The 15,543-nt window shown below is 53.2% G+C and carries 19 protein-coding genes; 15 read left to right on the top strand and 4 right to left on the bottom strand.

Annotated elements, in window-relative coordinates:
• The first annotated feature begins 6 nt into the window (after window positions 1-6).
• The 5 genes from RGB73_RS10780 (at window position 7) to RGB73_RS10800 (ending at window position 5,267) form a co-directional block, all read left to right on the top strand.
• Entirely contained in the window at window positions 7-297 is a 291-nt protein-coding gene (locus RGB73_RS10780; protein WP_310771754.1) for a DUF1292 domain-containing protein, read from the top strand.
• A 528-nt stretch (window positions 298-825) separates the two neighbouring features.
• On the top strand, window positions 826-1,926 hold the full coding sequence (gene mltG / locus RGB73_RS10785; RefSeq protein ID WP_310771756.1) for an endolytic transglycosylase MltG: 1,101 nt from the start codon (window positions 826-828) through the stop codon (window positions 1,924-1,926).
• A gap of 70 nt (window positions 1,927-1,996) precedes the next feature.
• Entirely contained in the window at window positions 1,997-2,650 is a 654-nt protein-coding gene (locus RGB73_RS10790; protein WP_310771757.1) for an O-methyltransferase, read from the top strand.
• Between the two features lie 51 nt (window positions 2,651-2,701).
• A complete protein-coding gene (gene udk, locus RGB73_RS10795) occupies window positions 2,702-3,343 on the top strand; it encodes a uridine kinase (protein WP_310771758.1) in 642 nt (213 codons plus the stop codon).
• A gap of 97 nt (window positions 3,344-3,440) precedes the next feature.
• Entirely contained in the window at window positions 3,441-5,267 is a 1,827-nt protein-coding gene (locus tag RGB73_RS10800) for a peptidoglycan D,D-transpeptidase FtsI family protein (protein WP_310771759.1), read from the top strand.
• Here the strand turns inward: RGB73_RS10800 and RGB73_RS10805 are convergent.
• Window positions 5,179-5,670, bottom strand: a complete 492-nt coding sequence (locus RGB73_RS10805; RefSeq protein ID WP_310771761.1) for a Mov34/MPN/PAD-1 family protein — start codon at window positions 5,668-5,670, stop codon at window positions 5,179-5,181. The genes RGB73_RS10800 and RGB73_RS10805 overlap by 89 nt on opposite strands.
• A gap of 216 nt (window positions 5,671-5,886) precedes the next feature.
• On the opposite strand from RGB73_RS10805, the gene RGB73_RS10810 reads away from it, so the two are divergent.
• Entirely contained in the window at window positions 5,887-6,903 is a 1,017-nt protein-coding gene (locus RGB73_RS10810; protein WP_310771763.1) for an HD-GYP domain-containing protein, read from the top strand.
• A gap of 221 nt (window positions 6,904-7,124) precedes the next feature.
• On the top strand, window positions 7,125-7,691 hold the full coding sequence (locus tag RGB73_RS10815; protein WP_310771765.1) for a GNAT family N-acetyltransferase: 567 nt from the start codon (window positions 7,125-7,127) through the stop codon (window positions 7,689-7,691).
• 70 nt (window positions 7,692-7,761) lie between these two features.
• Here the strand turns inward: RGB73_RS10815 and RGB73_RS10820 are convergent, their stop codons facing one another.
• Window positions 7,762-7,980: a hypothetical protein gene (locus tag RGB73_RS10820; protein ID WP_310771767.1), complete on the bottom strand. Its 219-nt coding sequence runs from the start codon at window positions 7,978-7,980 to the stop codon at window positions 7,762-7,764.
• Between the two features lie 211 nt (window positions 7,981-8,191).
• On the opposite strand from RGB73_RS10820, the gene RGB73_RS10825 reads away from it, so the two are divergent.
• Window positions 8,192-8,434: a hypothetical protein gene (locus tag RGB73_RS10825; protein ID WP_310771769.1), complete on the top strand. Its 243-nt coding sequence runs from the start codon at window positions 8,192-8,194 to the stop codon at window positions 8,432-8,434.
• A gap of 20 nt (window positions 8,435-8,454) precedes the next feature.
• On the opposite strand, the gene RGB73_RS10830 is transcribed toward RGB73_RS10825, so the two are convergent.
• Window positions 8,455-8,955 carry a hypothetical protein gene (locus RGB73_RS10830; protein WP_310771771.1) on the bottom strand — a complete coding sequence of 167 codons (501 nt, stop codon included), beginning with the start codon at window positions 8,953-8,955 and terminating at the stop codon, window positions 8,455-8,457.
• A gap of 271 nt (window positions 8,956-9,226) precedes the next feature.
• Between RGB73_RS10830 and sigK the strand changes: the two genes are divergently transcribed.
• From sigK to RGB73_RS10855, 5 genes are all read left to right on the top strand, one after another.
• Window positions 9,227-9,937, top strand: a complete 711-nt coding sequence (gene sigK / locus RGB73_RS10835) for an RNA polymerase sporulation sigma factor SigK (RefSeq protein ID WP_310771773.1) — start codon at window positions 9,227-9,229, stop codon at window positions 9,935-9,937.
• 361 nt (window positions 9,938-10,298) lie between these two features.
• Entirely contained in the window at window positions 10,299-11,429 is a 1,131-nt protein-coding gene (locus tag RGB73_RS10840; RefSeq protein WP_310771774.1) for a COG1470 family protein, read from the top strand.
• Between the two features lie 228 nt (window positions 11,430-11,657).
• Window positions 11,658-12,083, top strand: a complete 426-nt coding sequence (locus RGB73_RS10845; protein WP_310771776.1) for a DMT family transporter — start codon at window positions 11,658-11,660, stop codon at window positions 12,081-12,083.
• Between the two features lie 52 nt (window positions 12,084-12,135).
• Window positions 12,136-12,834 carry a Crp/Fnr family transcriptional regulator gene (locus RGB73_RS10850; protein WP_310771778.1) on the top strand — a complete coding sequence of 233 codons (699 nt, stop codon included), beginning with the start codon at window positions 12,136-12,138 and terminating at the stop codon, window positions 12,832-12,834.
• A gap of 41 nt (window positions 12,835-12,875) precedes the next feature.
• Window positions 12,876-13,340, top strand: a complete 465-nt coding sequence (locus RGB73_RS10855) for a DMT family transporter (protein WP_310771780.1) — start codon at window positions 12,876-12,878, stop codon at window positions 13,338-13,340.
• Window positions 13,341-13,395: 55 nt separating this feature from the next.
• On the opposite strand, the gene RGB73_RS10860 is transcribed toward RGB73_RS10855, so the two are convergent.
• Window positions 13,396-14,073, bottom strand: coding sequence for an MBL fold metallo-hydrolase (locus RGB73_RS10860; RefSeq protein ID WP_310771782.1), 678 nt, complete (start codon window positions 14,071-14,073; stop codon window positions 13,396-13,398).
• A gap of 252 nt (window positions 14,074-14,325) precedes the next feature.
• On the opposite strand from RGB73_RS10860, the gene RGB73_RS10865 reads away from it, so the two are divergent.
• On the top strand, window positions 14,326-14,826 hold the full coding sequence (locus RGB73_RS10865; protein ID WP_310771784.1) for a CarD family transcriptional regulator: 501 nt from the start codon (window positions 14,326-14,328) through the stop codon (window positions 14,824-14,826).
• A 216-nt stretch (window positions 14,827-15,042) separates the two neighbouring features.
• Window positions 15,043-15,522, top strand: coding sequence for a Cys-tRNA(Pro) deacylase (ybaK, locus tag RGB73_RS10870; RefSeq protein ID WP_310771786.1), 480 nt, complete (start codon window positions 15,043-15,045; stop codon window positions 15,520-15,522).
• Window positions 15,523-15,543: the final 21 nt, after the last annotated feature.

Raw genomic sequence — 15,543 nt, forward strand, 5'->3', positions numbered from 1 at the left:
CCTTTGGTGAGTGAAGAGATGCACGAGGAGTTTGAAGTGGGCGACGTGATCGCCCTGACGGAAGAAGGAACGGATGAGCCGCGCGACTTCCGCATCATGTACATTTTTGACATCGAAGACCGCAGCTACCTGGTACTGGTGCCGGTCGACCAGGAAGAGGAAGAAGAGTACGAGGTTCACTTCCTGCGCTACGATGGCACAGACATGCTCCAGCCAATCGAAGACGACGAAGAGTGGGAGCAGGTAGAAGCCACCTTCGAGACCCTGATCGCCGATTTGGAGAAAGACGGGATTTAAGGAAAGAGAGGGCCCTTATTGGGGCTCTCTTTTTTTGTAGGTGGTGTCCCTTTTTCCGCCCCTGGCGCAAGAGTCCGAACGGCACCAAAAGGCACCGTAGCCAATCCCGCACACGCTGGGAACCGACGCTAAAAAAAAAACCGCCGACCCCCAGAGCTGTTCCAGGAAAAAGGGGAAAAAAGCGAAGGCATTAGGGACACAGCCCAGGCGAAATGGAAAAAGGGGAACACGCCCGAGCGGACAATTCTGAGAGGCATCCTCGAGACTGCGGCTTTTGTCCGCCGTTCCCCTTTTGGAATGGAGCCGGACAGGAAAGACCTCCATGCAAGTGTCCCTACTAGCCTTGAGCGTTTTCCCCTTTTTCCGCCCCCAGCGCAAGTACCCGAACAGGTCATCAAAGCGACTCCGCCCCAATCAGACACAGTTCGCCTTTTTTCCCAATAATCACCTACACGGTGACAAGGCGGACAACCCTCCTGTATAATAAGTAGGATCGAGAGAAGAAACCCTAAAGGGAGGATTTCTAACTTGAAACCCATGTCAGTGAAGCCTGATCGCCAGGCCGATCAACCCGTTGTGATTCGGCGCAGGCGAAGAGGCGGCCTTTTCCGCTGGCTCATCGCCCTGTTTCTGCTGGTCGTCGCAGCTGTTCTTGCAGCTTCGTTGTACGTCTATCAGCAGCTGCAGCCGGTCGAAGGCGAGCAAACAGCGAAAAACGTAACGGTTCCCACGGGTTCTTCCGTGCGGGTAATCGGACGAGTGCTGGAAGAGCAAGGATTGATCCGAAACGCCGATATGTTTAGCTATTATGTGAAGTATAGAGGAGTCGCTCCTGAACTGAAAGCAGGGGAGTATCAGTTCACCACCGGGCAAACCATCGATGCGATGCTGCAGGACATGATCGATGGGAAGACGGTAGTCAGCGCAAAGAGGTTTACCATACCGGAAGGCTGGAACATCGAGCAAATCGCAGACCATTTGGACGCCGAAGGGATTGTGGCGAAGGCCGACTTTTTGAAGGAAGCCGACCAGGGTAACTTTTCCGAGTTTCCGTTCGTGGCGCAGATCCCGGCCAGCAAAGAGCGCAAACACCGCCTGGAAGGGTATTTGTTCCCCGAAACGTACGAGGTAAACAAAGACGCGACAGCTCATGAAGTCATTTCCAAGATGCTGGCGCAATTCCAGAAAGAATGGAAGCCGGAGTGGACAAGCGAGTTGAAGCAGCAAAAGCTGACGATGGATCAGGCGGTCATCCTCGCTTCGATCGTGGAGCGGGAAGTGACGGTCGACAAAGAAAGACCGATCGTGGCAGGCGTCTATTACAACCGTATCCACGACAAGTGGCCGCTGCAGGCTGACGCTACCGTACAATTTGTACTCGGCAAGCAGCGCGACCGTCTGACATTCGACGACCTGAAGGTAAGCAGCCCGTACAACACCTACACGAATCCGGGCCTTCCGCCGGGACCCATCGCGAGTCCGGGAAGGGCGTCACTGGAAGCTGTTGTGAAGCCTGCGAAGCACGACTACTTCTTTTACGTGACGAAAAAGGATGGCACGTCCGAGCACTACTTCTCTCGCACCTTGGAAGAGCACAACGCGAATAACGCAAAAAGCAGGGGAAACTAATCAGGTTTCCTCTGTTTTTGCGTAGGAGGTATGCTATAATAATTCGGTTGCAAGATAGAGGAGTGAAAAGATGATTACCAATCCGGCGATAGAAGAATACGTGTCGGGACTCGTACCCGCCCGTTCCTCGCTGTTGACGCGCATGGAGCGGGAAGCGGCGGACGAGAATATTCCCATCATTCAGCTTCCCTCTGCTGCGGTCATGCGGATGCTGCTTTTGCTGCATCGGCCCGCATCCATTCTCGAGATAGGGACGGCCATTGGCTACTCGACGATTTGGATGGCCGAAGCGGCTCCCGGAGCCCGAATCGTCACGATGGACATTGACGAGGAACGACTGGCTCGGGCCAGGGCCAACGTGGCCGAGGCCGGCTGCGAGAAGCGGATTGAAATTTTATCGAGGGATGCCACGCTTGGACTTCCCGAATCGTATCGGTTTGATTGCTTGTTTATCGATGCAGCTAAGGGCCAGTACCGGACTTTCCTGGATCTGTACCTTCCCCTTCTTCGCGAGGGAGGATTGGTGATCAGCGACAACGTGTTGTTCCGCGGTCTCGTCGCGACACCGGACGAGGCTTCCAAGCGGCAGCGTCCCATGGTAGAAAAGCTGAACGCCTACAACACGCATCTGCTTCAGCATCCCGACCTGGAGACGACCTTCCTACCGGTGGGGGACGGGCTTGCAGTCAGCATAAAGAAGAGAAATTCGGAAGAGGCGCTTTAAAGAGTCAGGGAAGTCTCCCTGCAGGCCGTGAACGGAAAGGAGATAGGTAGCATGCGCAACCCCGTGTTGATTGGGGTAGCTGGAGGCAGTGGCTCTGGAAAGACGACCGTCGCCAGAGAATTGTTTCGCCAGTTTCAAAACGACAGTGTGACCATGATTGAGCAGGATTCCTACTACAAGAACCAGGATCATTTGAGCATGGAAGAGCGGGTCCTGACGAACTACGATCACCCGCTCGCGTTTGACAACGATCTCATGCTGTCGCACCTGCAAGATTTGCTGCAGGGAAAGGCGATCGACAAGCCGATCTACGATTTCAAGCAGCATACGAGGAAAAAGGAAACGGTCCGCATCGATCCCAAAGACGTCATTATCTTGGAAGGCATGTTGATCCTGGAAGATGAGCGGATTCGCGACCTGATGGATATCAAGGTGTTTGTGGATACCGATGCGGATGTGCGGATTGTCCGCCGGATTGTCCGCGATATCGAGGAGCGGGGCCGCTCACTCGACTCCGTGGTCAGCCAGTATCTAAACGTCGTGCGGCCGATGCATCTGCAATTCATCGAGCCGACCAAGCGGTACGCAGATGTGATTATTCCGGAAGGTGGCTACAACCTGGTCGCACTCGATCTGTTGTCCACGAAGATCGGAAATATTTTGTTGGAAAAACAACAATTCGCCAATACGTAACGTTGCACTTATGGACACGCCGATTTTTCGGCGTGTTTTTCGTTTTCCGCAGCCTTATTCGGGCAATACTGGCTAAAAAAGCCGGGGAGGGAAACATATGCAGCCACAACAACGGTTAAAGCGCCGTCACTTCCTGGTGTTGATGGGAATGACGCTGGTCTGGTTCGGATTGATTGCCCGGTTGTGGTGGATCCAGCTGGGAGCGCCTCACCGCTTTTCCAAGCGCGGCATCGATCTGGTCAAAAGCGCGGTCAAACAGCGACAGCAGAGCATTGTTCTCCACAGCGGACGGGGCGATATACGGGATCGAAACGGATACGCCTTCACCGGTGAAGAGCATCGGGCCCTGATCCTCTTTCCCCTTGCCCGAGGAAGTCTGGAGGGAACTGACGGGCTCTCCCGGCTCGCCGCGATCGTCTCAGAGCCTGTGGACCGGCTTGCGGACATCATGGAGAGGGCGAAGGCACCACTCGTTTTGCGAGACAGCGACGGAAGGATGATCGTACTCACCGAGGGCCAGGCCGAGAAAGTAAATGCACTGGGGATTCCCGGAATTGTTGCCCTCGAAGTCACAGAGCGCTATCGTCAGGAAGAGGTCGCCAAACATGTCATTGGCTTCATTAATCAGAATCCGGGAATGGTCGAGCAGCTCTATCCGGATGAATGGGCCAGCGGCAAAATGAATGCAGACAGCACCATTGGCGCGTCCGGGCTCGAGCGCAGCTTTGACCGTTTTTTACAGGGAGTGGAGCCATCGATCCTGTCCTATTACGTAGACGGGCAGGGTAAACCTCTGCGCGGATTGGATATACGCTACTCCCGACAGGACAACGAATATTATCCGCTCTCGCTCACGACTACTCTCGATGTTTCCATCCAGAGAAGCATGGAGCGCATCGCGGATCAGGCTGGATTGGAGAGGGGCAGCATCGTGGTGCTGGACGCACAGACGGGGGACGTGAGAGCACTCGTCAGCCGGCCCAAATACGATCAGACCAAAGTCGATCTTCGCACCGACTCCTGGAAAAACAGGGCAGTTAAACAGCTGCCTCCCGGATCCGTTTTCAAGACGGTGGTGGCAGCCGCCGCCCTGGCTGAGGGTGTCGTCTCCCCGACAGACCGATTCACTTGCACCGGGGAGTATGGCAAGTACCATTTCTCGTGCTGGAAAAAGGATGGGCACGGAAGCGTGACCATGGAGGAGGCGTACGCCCAGTCATGCAATATCGCGTTTGCCGAGATAGCCAAGAGGGTTGGCGGCGACAAGCTGGAGGAATACGCGAAGCGCCTCGGCTTGTCCACCTACGTGGGACACGTCACTCCTCATCTGTTCAAGCTGGACGGGTTTAGACAGGTGGACGGTGAAGATCCGGGAGCGATCTTCGCCCAGGGAGTATCCCGCCGCGATGAAGGCGTCTTGATTCAGACGGCGATCGGCCAGCGGGATGTACGGGTGACCCCCCTGCAAGCCGCGAATATGGTCGTGGCCATCCTGCGAGGAGGTCAACCTTCCCAAGTGCGCCTGGTCGGTGAGATCACCTACCGAAACGGTCAGCCTTTTCACCAATTCCCCAGGCAGGACCTCCCCGTTCCGGGCATCGATTACGTGACAGCGAGCAAGCTGCGCAAGCTGATGCGAAAAGTGGTGACAGATGGAACGGGAAAAGCGCTGGACGGGGCCCTATGGGAAGTGGCGGGCAAGAGCGGGACTGCTCAGACGGGTGGAGATGAAACGCGAAACCATCTTTGGTTTATTGGCTATGCGCCGGCAGATCAGCCGCAATACGCCATCTGCGTCGTCGCGGAGAATCAACCAAGCTGGGGAAACAACAAGGCTACCGAGATGTTTCGCCGGGCGGTCGATGAGCTTGCCGGTCAAACAGCTCAATCTTTCCGACCTGCCGCAGGGAATTCCCCAGAATAAATCCTCTCGCCTGGATCTGGTTTTGTTTGCCTAAACCGACGATGAGCATGAGCGGGGAGGGGGATGTATACATGGATTGCGTCGCTTTTTCCCAAATGGTTCGCTTGTCGCCTTTGCTTGGCGACAGACGCTTGATCGTGTGGCTGTGCCAATCCCCGAGGTATTGCCACTTTCGTGTCTTGCGCAATTTGTTGACGAGCTTTTGCAAGTGGGTGTCGTCAAAATTGACGGAGTACGGCAGCTGAATGGCCTTGGGGCCGGGCTCGCTTGCGTAGGTGACCACCCATTGATTTTCGCCCAACGGATAGCCCATCATCACCCCTCCGGTTTCGACCGAGGGGTCTTTTCTTACGGCTGTCTCGATCTGTTTCCACGCTTTCGGAGTGATGTACAGAATCGTCATATGACGGATGTCCCTCCTAGAAATGCACCTTTTCCGCGTCATTTATCCTATGTAACAATCCCGCAGAACGTCCGTGCAGCCATTATGTTTCGAATTATGTAAAAAAGAGATTGTAACGCTCATCCTTCCTTTCTATAATTTAGAAAAAGAGTGTGAAAGGTTGATCCTATGTCAGTAGCACCCGTGGACCATACACTAGTGGGGAAAAGATTAGCAGTGGACTTGTTTACGGAAAGCGGAATTCTATTGCTGCCTCGAGATACTTTCCTGACAGATACGCATGTGCAGCTTTTGCAAAAACAGAGAATTTGGGAAGTAGAAGTGCAGCAAGTCCTGTCGGAAGGAACCACCGAAAACATTACGAATCAGCTGATGGACCTGGATGCTGACAAGGAGACGGTGGCAGCGTATGTGAAGGCGCTGGACAAAACCCGCTCCTTGTTTGATGGAATTGGCCGGGACGACAAACCGGGGCTGGAGCAATTCTCGGACGTTTTTTACGAAGTGGCCGAGCAGTCCATGAAGCAGCTGGGATTGTTCCGGTCCTTGTACGTATTGGAAGGATCGGATAGCTATACATACCGCCATTCCCTGAACGTAGGGATTTTGTGTTCGCTCATCGCCCGACTGCTCAAATGGGGTGAGGAGCGGATCGCTTTTATGGGACTGGCCGGCTTTTTGCATGACTTGGGCAAGATGCGCATTTCCAAGGAGGTGCTGCTCAAGCCGGGCAGACTGACGGAAGAAGAATTTGATCAGATGAAGCAGCATACCGTATACGGGTATGAAATGATCAAGCAGATGGAAGGCGGATCGGAGCTTTTGGCACTATGTGCCCTGCATCATCATGAACGGCTGGACGGATCCGGTTATCCTCACCAGCTGAAGGGCGACGAAGTTCCCGTGGAGTGCCAGGTGCTTGCGATAGCGGATATGTTCGATGCGATTTGCTCGGACAGGGTGTACAAGGATCGGACCTCGCCTTTTGAGGCAGCCCAGCTCTTGTGGAAAGAGGCGTGCAACGGCAAGCTCAATATCGAGTTCGTTTCCCATTTTGTTCGCTATATCGCTTTGTTGTACGTAGGGGCACGCGCTGTGTTGAACAGCGGCGAAGAGGTGGAAGTCATCCTGATTCACCAGGACGAGCCTATGCGTCCGCTGGTCCGCAGAAGCGGAGAGTTTGTCGATCTGCGGCATGAACGGACATTGAACATCGAAAAAATGATCGGCTGATCAGAGAGGCAAAACAACCGCTTCAATGTGGAAGCGGTTTCTTTGTGCGGCGGCAGAATCGAGTAATGGCTCGACAGCGGAAATGCTGTCCAGCGTGTTGATTTGCGTGGACGATTTGTGAAAGATTCCTTCCGAGCCTCGACCCTTTCGTGCTGATGTGGCACAATAGCGGAGGGCATGCTATATGCACGAGCACGAATACGATGCGAGGAGGACTTCACATGATACGGAAAGCACAGCCTACGGACGCGGACTTTGCCGCACCTCTCATCTATGAAGCGATTGGCGACGTTGCTCACTCGCTTACCGGGACCTCGGATGCAAAGGAGGTCGTACGGGTCATGCGGCATTTTTTTGCCCAGAAGGGGAACCGGCTTAGCTACGAAAATGCCGTGATTGCGACGAATGGAGACGAACGGCTCGGACTGGCCTTGTTTTACCACGGAAGCCGGACACAGGAGCTGGACCGTCCGTTTGTGGAATATGTAGAACGCACAACAGGAAGAACGCCCGATATCGTGAAAGAGGCTCGCGATGATGAGTTTTACCTGGATACCGTCGTCGTAAGCGGAGCGCATCGAGGCAAAGGGATCGGCAAATCGCTGCTGGGAGCATTTGAGCAGGAAGCTGCAAACAGAGGCCACGACAGCGTCGCCTTGCTCGTAGACAAGGACAACGACAAGGCCCGTAAGCTGTACGAGAAGATCGGCTACCGGGAGGACGGCACCATTTGGGTGAGCGGCCACCTGTTCAGCCACATGGTCAAAAAAATAGCCGTTCTGGTGTAAGCAAGAAAGCCGTTTCCAGCGGGGCGTGTTGGTCCGCAGGAAACGGCTTTTGGCTTGCTGGCAGCGGCGGTCAAGCTTTGTCGTCTCGTTCTTTTTCCAGCGTGGCAATTCGTTTTTCGAATGCTTTTACCCGATCCTCCAGCTCGCGGATGGTCTGTCGCCGGAGATGGAATCGGCTGCTCAAAATTTTCAGGAATCCCAGCAGAAGCACGATGGGAAAAAGAATGAACGAAAACAATTGAAAAAGCAACGTGCCCCATTCGATAGACACAGCCCCAAAATCAAGCATGAAGGACCTCCTGCATCACTAATTTTCATTATTCTACCAAAAAAGGTAATATAGTGAAAGTGTGTATCTTCTGTGGCGCCAAAAGAGCAAACGGATCTGCCCGTTACCGGCTAAGTGGTTCCGCAAGATATGAGAAGATGACAGGAGGCTCCGCCATCGGGAAGCCTTTGGTCGGTGAGAATGTAGGAGTGAATGGGGGTGGGTGAAAAAAATGAGTATAATCGTCTTTTTCTGGTGGATGTCAGGGATTCTCTCCATCGGCGTATGCTTTTGGGCAATCGTGGCGCAATCCGGCTGGCTGTCGCTGCTCAGTGCGGTTTTGTTTATGCCAATCGCCTATTATTTTGGCGGAGCGGAGAATGCCTTCCAGCTGATTGGCTGGCTGCCGTTGCTCCCGCTCGTCATGGCTACCGTATTTTTTCGTAAGAAACGGCGAAGCAAAAGCGACATGTAAAAAAGAGCCATCCAGGCAGATCAATCGAGGAGCACTTCCGCCAACGAGCCGTCGTCCCAGTCGCGGCTGATCTTCCACGTATCTCCTTCCTGTACAACATCCATCTGCCCTTTCAATTGCACGACCTTGGTTTCCCTTCCGTCCAAGTAGCTAACGTGAATCGTGGCCGTATAATGAAAGGTGAAAGCGTCCGCTTCATTCTTTTCCGTTACATTGGCGAGAGACACGTTTTGCAGGGACAATTTTGCCTTTTGCTTGTAGAGGGCATCGACGAATACGGTTGGCTCGCGATTCTTACGCATATTGTCGAGGACTTTCTCTGTGTAATACGGCCGCAAGTGGTCGAAAAGCTTCTGGACCTGCTCTGCGGTAATCACTTCGGTAGGGGATGGGTCAGTCACGTTAAATCGTGCTTCCAGGCCTGCTGTCGCCACCTGGATGGCCTTTTCCACCGGTGTTTCTGTCGAACAGCCGAGCAAAACGGACGCGAAGAAAAGAATCATTGCGAAGAAGAAACGCATCTCGGACACCTCCATTTTTACATAATACCATAAAATCCCAACTACAAATGGAGAAATGATGCCCTTTAATCTCGTCAGGGTATCAAGACAGAGAATCGCCCGCGGCTGTGCAGCGCCACAACATACGCCTGGTATAAGGCGCCCAGGACTTATCTGTTGGCAGCATGTCCGTAAATGTTAGAAGCCGGGGTTTTCCGGTGGTACTTGCACATCTGGGTATTCGCCCACATAAGCTTAGGAGTAAGCGAACCCAGACGTGGAGGTGGCAGCCATGTCCAGCATTATTGCGGCACTATCGTTGGTTTTCAAAGAACTGTTGATGTTCGTGGCGTATGTCAAGAACAATGCGTTTCCTCAACCGCTCCCGGACACGGAGGAAGAAAAGTACTTGCGGCTGATGGCGAAAGGCGACCCGTATGCGCGCAACAAGCTAATCGAGCACAACCTGCGACTGGTCGCCCACATCGTCAAGAAATTCGAAAACACCGGGGAAGACAGCGAAGATCTGATCTCCATCGGAACGATCGGCCTGATCAAGGCGATCGAGAGCTACCAGGTGGAAAAGGGCACCAAGCTGGCGACGTATGCAGCGCGTTGTATTGAGAATGAGATCCTCATGCACCTACGCAGCTTGAAAAAAACAAAGAAAGACGTATCGTTGCACGACCCGATCGGGACGGACAAAGAAGGGAACGAAATCACCCTGATCGATGTCCTCGGGACGGAAACGGACGAAGTGGTGGATGCGGTGCAGCTCAAGCTGGAGTCCAACAAGATCTACCAGCACATCCACATCCTCGACGATCGCGAAAAAGAAGTGATCATCGGCCGTTTTGGCCTGGACCAGGACAAAGAAAAGACCCAGAGAGAAATTGCCCGAGAGCTCGGCATTTCCCGCTCGTATGTATCCCGCATTGAGAAGCGTGCGCTGATGAAGCTGTTTAACGAATTTTATCGCACGAAGCAGGCACAGAACAGGTAAGCAAAAAGGCAAGTGATGTACCGAGGTTCTGATGACTGTGCTCCAACAAATTCACTTTCGCGGAGCAACCGCGAATTCAATGGAAACCGTTTGTGCAAGAGGGTCGGATCCTAGGCCGACAAAAGATGACTCCTGATTCTTCGGGAGTCATCTTTTTTGATGGCGTCGTCGCGGCAGGAAATGAGAAACGACCGACCGGGGGAATCGCTCCATGTTCTTTCATTCCGTCGCTTTACTCCCAGCCTAACGAATGTTTCGCACCTAGCCGATAATGGGTAATAAGTAATGGGAAAACATACGTCGATTGGCACAAAGAGCCGGGAACGACGAGATGGACTGAAACGATGTGGGAGGACTTATTTTGGCGAATCAAACGAATACCAAAAGCGAGCTTGGCAAATTCATCGCCGTGATCGGGACAGTTCTTGGAGTAGCCGCTGGCTCGATCTTTTTCTTGAACCAATTTGTGTTTTCGTCCAAACATGCAGCCGCAGTAAAAACGACAGCTCCCTCTGAAGCGGGGAAGAACTTGGGCGTGTCAGAAGTGCCTCTCATCAACGAGGAGCCCCCGGCAAAAAACAGCGCCGCCCAGCAACCACCAGCTGCAGCGAAGGCAACACCCCCTTCTGTAGCTGCCGCTGAACCCTTTTACGCCTCTCTTCAGATGGGCGAGTACGCAGCTGTATTGAATCAGGATGGCACGGAAAAGGTCATTCCGTTCGATATGACGAAAGAAGAAGTGAAAACACTTCTAGGGAAGCCCAAATCTGAGTCCTACGTGGATGGCGAGACTCGGAGCCTATGTTACAGCTACGGCGCTTTTTCCATCTTCTTCGATGATCAGGATCAGCGCATCAGCTACATGACATACGCGGGATCGAAGGAGCTCTTGAACAAACAATGGCTGGCCAGCCTTTCGAAAACTTTGGATTCCGGGAACGTAGACTTCTATGAGTCTCCCACCGGCTATACCATGGTGAAGGTGGACGATTATCCGGATTCCAAGGAAGTGGTCGTATACCTGTTGAAAAACTACCCGGAGGAGAACAACCAGAGAGCAGCGGCGCCGTCAACTGGACAATCTCAGGCTGGACAAACGTCGGAGCCGGTGTCCAAACCTGCAACAAAACCCGCGGCTAAACCGGCAAACCCTCCAAGCAAGGAACGGATGAACGCCAACGGTGAACAAGTGTTGTCCCCAGGGGAAGAAATCGTCATCGACAATGTTCAGGTGACGAACGACAGCCGGGTCCACACCGCTGCTTACACCATTGACGTGAACTATAGCTTCGCTTTTAACAGTCCCAATATGGTAAAGGTGACGACCGATCCCGAAAAGAAGCTGGAACTCATGCCTGGTGAGTCGGCCACTGTCCAAATCAAAGTCAAAGCCAGCAAAAGCGCTCCAAAAGGAAGCTACCGCTTCATTGTTTCGCTGAAGCAAGGCTGGTCCAGTCGACCGCTGAAGGATTTTACGGTTGACGTCAAATAGGCTGGGGGCTTTTCTCGATGCGAGGTTCGGTACAGCAACGACGACGCCGAAAACAGCCTCCGCCCAAGCGCGCTGCCATTGAACAAACGAGAGGTGAAACATCCCCGCAAGTGACACGCCATTCACGTGCCCTTTTTGCGGGGTTTTGTTTGCTGAGGACAAATGTCCTTCCCTCCTTCGCTGCTTTGCTCTACCGTTAAGAAAAAGACGAGTGGAGGAAACAGCAGCATGAAAGGAAGCATCTTCGCGCTTGCAGGTGGAGCCTTTCTGACCCTGCAAGCCGTGGCGAATTCCCGAATCAGCGAGAGTATCGGGACCTGGCAGACGGCTGCGCTCACCCAATTCACCGGATTTGTGGCGGCACTCCTGATTTTGTTCATGGTCCGGGATGCGAGCTGGCGCGGGCTGCTGCAAGTAAAGAGGATGTATTTGACCGGAGGAGCCTTTGCAGCCATCATCATTTGCGGCAATGTCACAGCGATCGGGCGGATTGGCGTCACACTGACCGTCGCGGCCTTGTTGATTTCCCAGCTGTTCTTGACGTTTGTCATCGATAGCAGAGGCTGGTTCGGAGTAGCGCGGCAGCAAATGAAGCTGCCGCAGATCATCGGGATTGCGATGATGATAGCAGGTGTGGTGATACTAAAATGGTGAAGGCTGCAAGTGGCGGCAGAGGCAAAACACGGTCGGGAGAGGAACGAGGGTCATGAAGGAAGTACAAGATCGAGAGCAAGTGGAACGTTATTTGCGTGTCCACCGGATCGAAACGGTCTTTTCCGAGCAGATCCAGCATCATCTTTCTCTAAAGTGCTTTGAGAGAGGGGAACATCTTTGTGACCAGGGGGATACCCCTCACGATTTGTACGTCCTGGTGAAAGGGAGGGTGAAGGTCTACACGACCTCGGCGGAAGGCAAGACGTTGATTCTTTCATTCAAGTCGCCGCTGGAGTTGATCGGCGATATCGAGTACGTACGAGGGACGGAGATCGTCAATACGGTGGAGGCGGTCTCTGCGGTGGATGTGCTTGCGGTTCCGTATCGCTGGCTCCGAAAGTACGGACAAAGCGACCCGCAGCTGCTGCAATTTTTGTTGGATCACATTACCCGGAAGTTTTATGTGAAATCCCATGCGATGAGCTTCAACCTGATGTATCCCGTGGAGGTTCGTCTGGCAAGCTATCTGCTGTCCGTTTCCCTTGAGGAAGGGAATGCCGAGCAAAGCGAGCCGCTCAACCAGGAGACGCTGATGGATGCGGCCAACCTTCTCGGGACCAGCTATCGCCATTTGAATCGGGTCCTTCAGCAGTTTTGCGCAGAAGGACTGATCGAGCGAAGCAAGGGAGGCGTACTGGTGAAGAACAGGGATGGGCTCAGCAGTCGGGCGGGACAGAACATTTTTGAGTAGCGGGCAGGCATTGTCCGTAGAGCGAGAGGGGGACGATGAGGATGCTGGGCATGGCATTGGCCGTACTTGCGGGCTCGCTTGTCAGCTTGCAAAATATTTTCAACAGCAAGGTAAATGAACGCGTCGGCTCATGGACGACGACGACCCTCGTTCTGGGAATGGGGTTCCTGGCTTCGTTGACGATGGGGATGCTCTTTGAAGGAAAGCAGATGTTTTCAGCAGCTCACATGCAGCCCTGGTTCTGGTTCAGCGGACTGCTCGGGGTAGGGGTGGTGACCTGTGTCGTGAAGGCCATCCGGAGTCTCGGTCCGACGTACGGCGTATCCATCGTTCTGACCTCCCAGCTCGGGTTTGCCCTGTTATTGGATTCGCTCGGGTGGTTCGGTCTGGACAAGGTTCCGTTTTCGTTCCGGCATTTGCTCGGGGTTTGCGTCATCGTCGGCGGGATCCTTCTCTTCAAATTAGGGGGCGCGCAGGAACGGAAGAGCGTACATGAAAAAGGCTAGTTACAACCAAAAAACCAGTCGGGACAAGAGCAGCGTGTCCGACTGGTTCTTTTCATTAGACAGGGGTGTTTTCAGCAAGGTCGACGAGGCGGTCCTTGATCCTGCCGGTGCAAACTCCGCCGTGATAGGCGATGACGGTCTCGATATCCAGAGCGGCCAGCTTTGCGATGGATTGCCGTGCGGTCGCTTTGTCGAGCGTAAAATTCGGATCAAAGGCCATGAGAACGCCGTCCTGTGCGGTGAGCGCATCTCCGGAAATCAAAGTCTTGGTGGGCAGATGGTACAGCGAAATGTGATCGGGTGTATGGCCGGGGGTGTAAATGACCTGGATGCCGCCGCAGTCAGGGAGTATCTCTCCATCGGCAAGGGCGTGATCTACCTTTACAGGAGTAGCGAATGCACCGCTTTTGATCAAGGGAATTTCCCCGGCAAGATACGGGACTGCTTCTTCGTGTGCCAGCACCTCGATACGGCCGTCAAAGAAGCGGACGAGCTCCGGCAAACTGCCGATATGGTCCCGGTCTTGATGCGTGATGATGATTTTTTTCAGGGAAGAAAAGGGAACGCCTCCCGCTTCCAGGACAGAGCGAATGAGCTCCAGCTGTCCAGAGATCCCCGTATCCACCAATATGGCTCCTTCCTCATCCCACAGGATCGCGGTATGTACGGTAAACAGCCCCTCACCTGTGTCCATGTCCAGCTTGATCGCCTGAATTCCTTCCTTCGTGTTCACGGCCAGCACCTCCACGTGGATTGACATGCAGAGGTAATATTCTCCGTGTAAAACCGAATTCCTGTTTACCGGCACGTACGTACGAGCCTATCCTCTCGGGAATAACGGGGGAAACGGGGCAAGGAGTGTCTAATCCGGAAATTTTATCCGGAAAGTATGTTGACTCTAAATATTTTCTTGTGTTAAAATTAAAAATTTTATCGTGAGTTTTTGTGTTATAATGAGGAGGTTGGATGTTAAGGAGGTGGACATATGTTTCAAGTTGGAGACAAGATTTTCTATCCCATGCACGGTGCAGGCATCATTGAAGCGATGGAAGAAAAGGAATTTCTTGGGGAAAAGCATCTGTACTTCGTGTTGCACATGTTGTTGAAAGAATTGGACATCATGGTACCTGTTGAAAAAATGTCCGCTCTGGGCATACGCAGCATCGTCGATCGTCAAACATTGGACGAGGTATTTGCCGTTTTCCACGAAAGGGAGCTAGACCCGACAGTCAATGCAGCGCAACGCTTTAAAGCCAATACGGAAAAATTGAAGAGCGGCAATATTTTTGAAGGGGCCGAAGTGATCCGTGACTTGCAATTGATCAGCAAACACAAAATCCTGGGTACGAGCGACCGAAACATGCTGGACAACGCGATGCAAAACTTAATCAGTGAAATCGAATTGGTCCGGGACATGGACCACGAGCAAGCAACCGAGCTGTTGAGACAGATGCTTTCCGAAGAGGATCAAGCAGTTCCGACCTGATCGTACAACCATTTTCCTGATTGATCATAGGCTGAGGGTGTGATTGCGAATGCAGTCGCACCCTTTTTTATACAGACGTACATTGCTAACCGTATGAGGGCAACCGCGGCTCCGCCAAAAGCCGTGGCGTAGCCAGGTTTTCGAATGGCAGGCCTTTCTTTTGGAGAAGCCGTATTTCTTCTATAATAAATAGATCAGAAAGGGGGAGAGGATACGGTGAAACAAGCAAAAACAAACGCGATGCGCCTGCTGGACAAGGAAGGCATCGGCTACGATATGCTTACCTACACGGCTGATGACGGGAAGATCGACGGTGTCTCGGTCGCGCAAAAAATCGGAAGGGAAGAAAGCGCCGTCTACAAGACGTTGATTGCCCAAGGGACCAGCAAAGGGTATTACGTCTTCGTCATCCCTGTGGAGAAAGAGCTCGATCTGAAGAAAGCAGCGAAATCCGTCGGCGAGAAGAAAGTGGACATGATCCCGGTGAAGGACATCACGGCGGTGTCGGGGTATGTACGAGGAGGCTGTTCGCCGGTCGGAATGAAAAAGTCCTACCCGACTGTCATCGACGAAAGCGCAAAGGCACTCGATACGATCATTGTCAGCGGGGGAAAAATCGGTGTGCAAATCGAATTGTCCTGCAAGGATTTGGCCAGGGCGGCTAAGGCTGCATTCGCCGAAGTGGCGGCTCGCTAAGGCATAGCGTTTGCAGGAGAG

Source organism: Brevibacillus brevis, from assembly GCF_031583145.1.
Lineage (GTDB): Bacteria > Bacillota > Bacilli > Brevibacillales > Brevibacillaceae > Brevibacillus > Brevibacillus brevis_E.

What these genes read in the sequence shown, in the direction of transcription:
- RGB73_RS10790 (WP_310771757.1), top strand. Translation starts at nt 1,997, where the DNA reads ATGATTACCAATCCGGCGATAGAAGAATACGTGTCGGGACTCGTACCC.
- udk (WP_310771758.1), top strand. Translation starts at nt 2,702, where the DNA reads ATGCGCAACCCCGTGTTGATTGGGGTAGCTGGAGGCAGTGGCTCTGGA.
- RGB73_RS10800 (WP_310771759.1), top strand. Translation starts at nt 3,441, where the DNA reads ATGCAGCCACAACAACGGTTAAAGCGCCGTCACTTCCTGGTGTTGATG.
- RGB73_RS10805 (WP_310771761.1), bottom strand. Translation starts at nt 5,670, where the DNA reads ATGACGATTCTGTACATCACTCCGAAAGCGTGGAAACAGATCGAGACA.
- RGB73_RS10815 (WP_310771765.1), top strand. Translation starts at nt 7,125, where the DNA reads ATGATACGGAAAGCACAGCCTACGGACGCGGACTTTGCCGCACCTCTC.
- RGB73_RS10820 (WP_310771767.1), bottom strand. Translation starts at nt 7,980, where the DNA reads ATGCTTGATTTTGGGGCTGTGTCTATCGAATGGGGCACGTTGCTTTTT.
- RGB73_RS10825 (WP_310771769.1), top strand. Translation starts at nt 8,192, where the DNA reads ATGAGTATAATCGTCTTTTTCTGGTGGATGTCAGGGATTCTCTCCATC.
- RGB73_RS10830 (WP_310771771.1), bottom strand. Translation starts at nt 8,955, where the DNA reads ATGCGTTTCTTCTTCGCAATGATTCTTTTCTTCGCGTCCGTTTTGCTC.
- sigK (WP_310771773.1), top strand. Translation starts at nt 9,227, where the DNA reads ATGTCCAGCATTATTGCGGCACTATCGTTGGTTTTCAAAGAACTGTTG.
- RGB73_RS10845 (WP_310771776.1), top strand. Translation starts at nt 11,658, where the DNA reads ATGAAAGGAAGCATCTTCGCGCTTGCAGGTGGAGCCTTTCTGACCCTG.
- RGB73_RS10850 (WP_310771778.1), top strand. Translation starts at nt 12,136, where the DNA reads ATGAAGGAAGTACAAGATCGAGAGCAAGTGGAACGTTATTTGCGTGTC.
- RGB73_RS10855 (WP_310771780.1), top strand. Translation starts at nt 12,876, where the DNA reads ATGCTGGGCATGGCATTGGCCGTACTTGCGGGCTCGCTTGTCAGCTTG.
- RGB73_RS10865 (WP_310771784.1), top strand. Translation starts at nt 14,326, where the DNA reads ATGTTTCAAGTTGGAGACAAGATTTTCTATCCCATGCACGGTGCAGGC.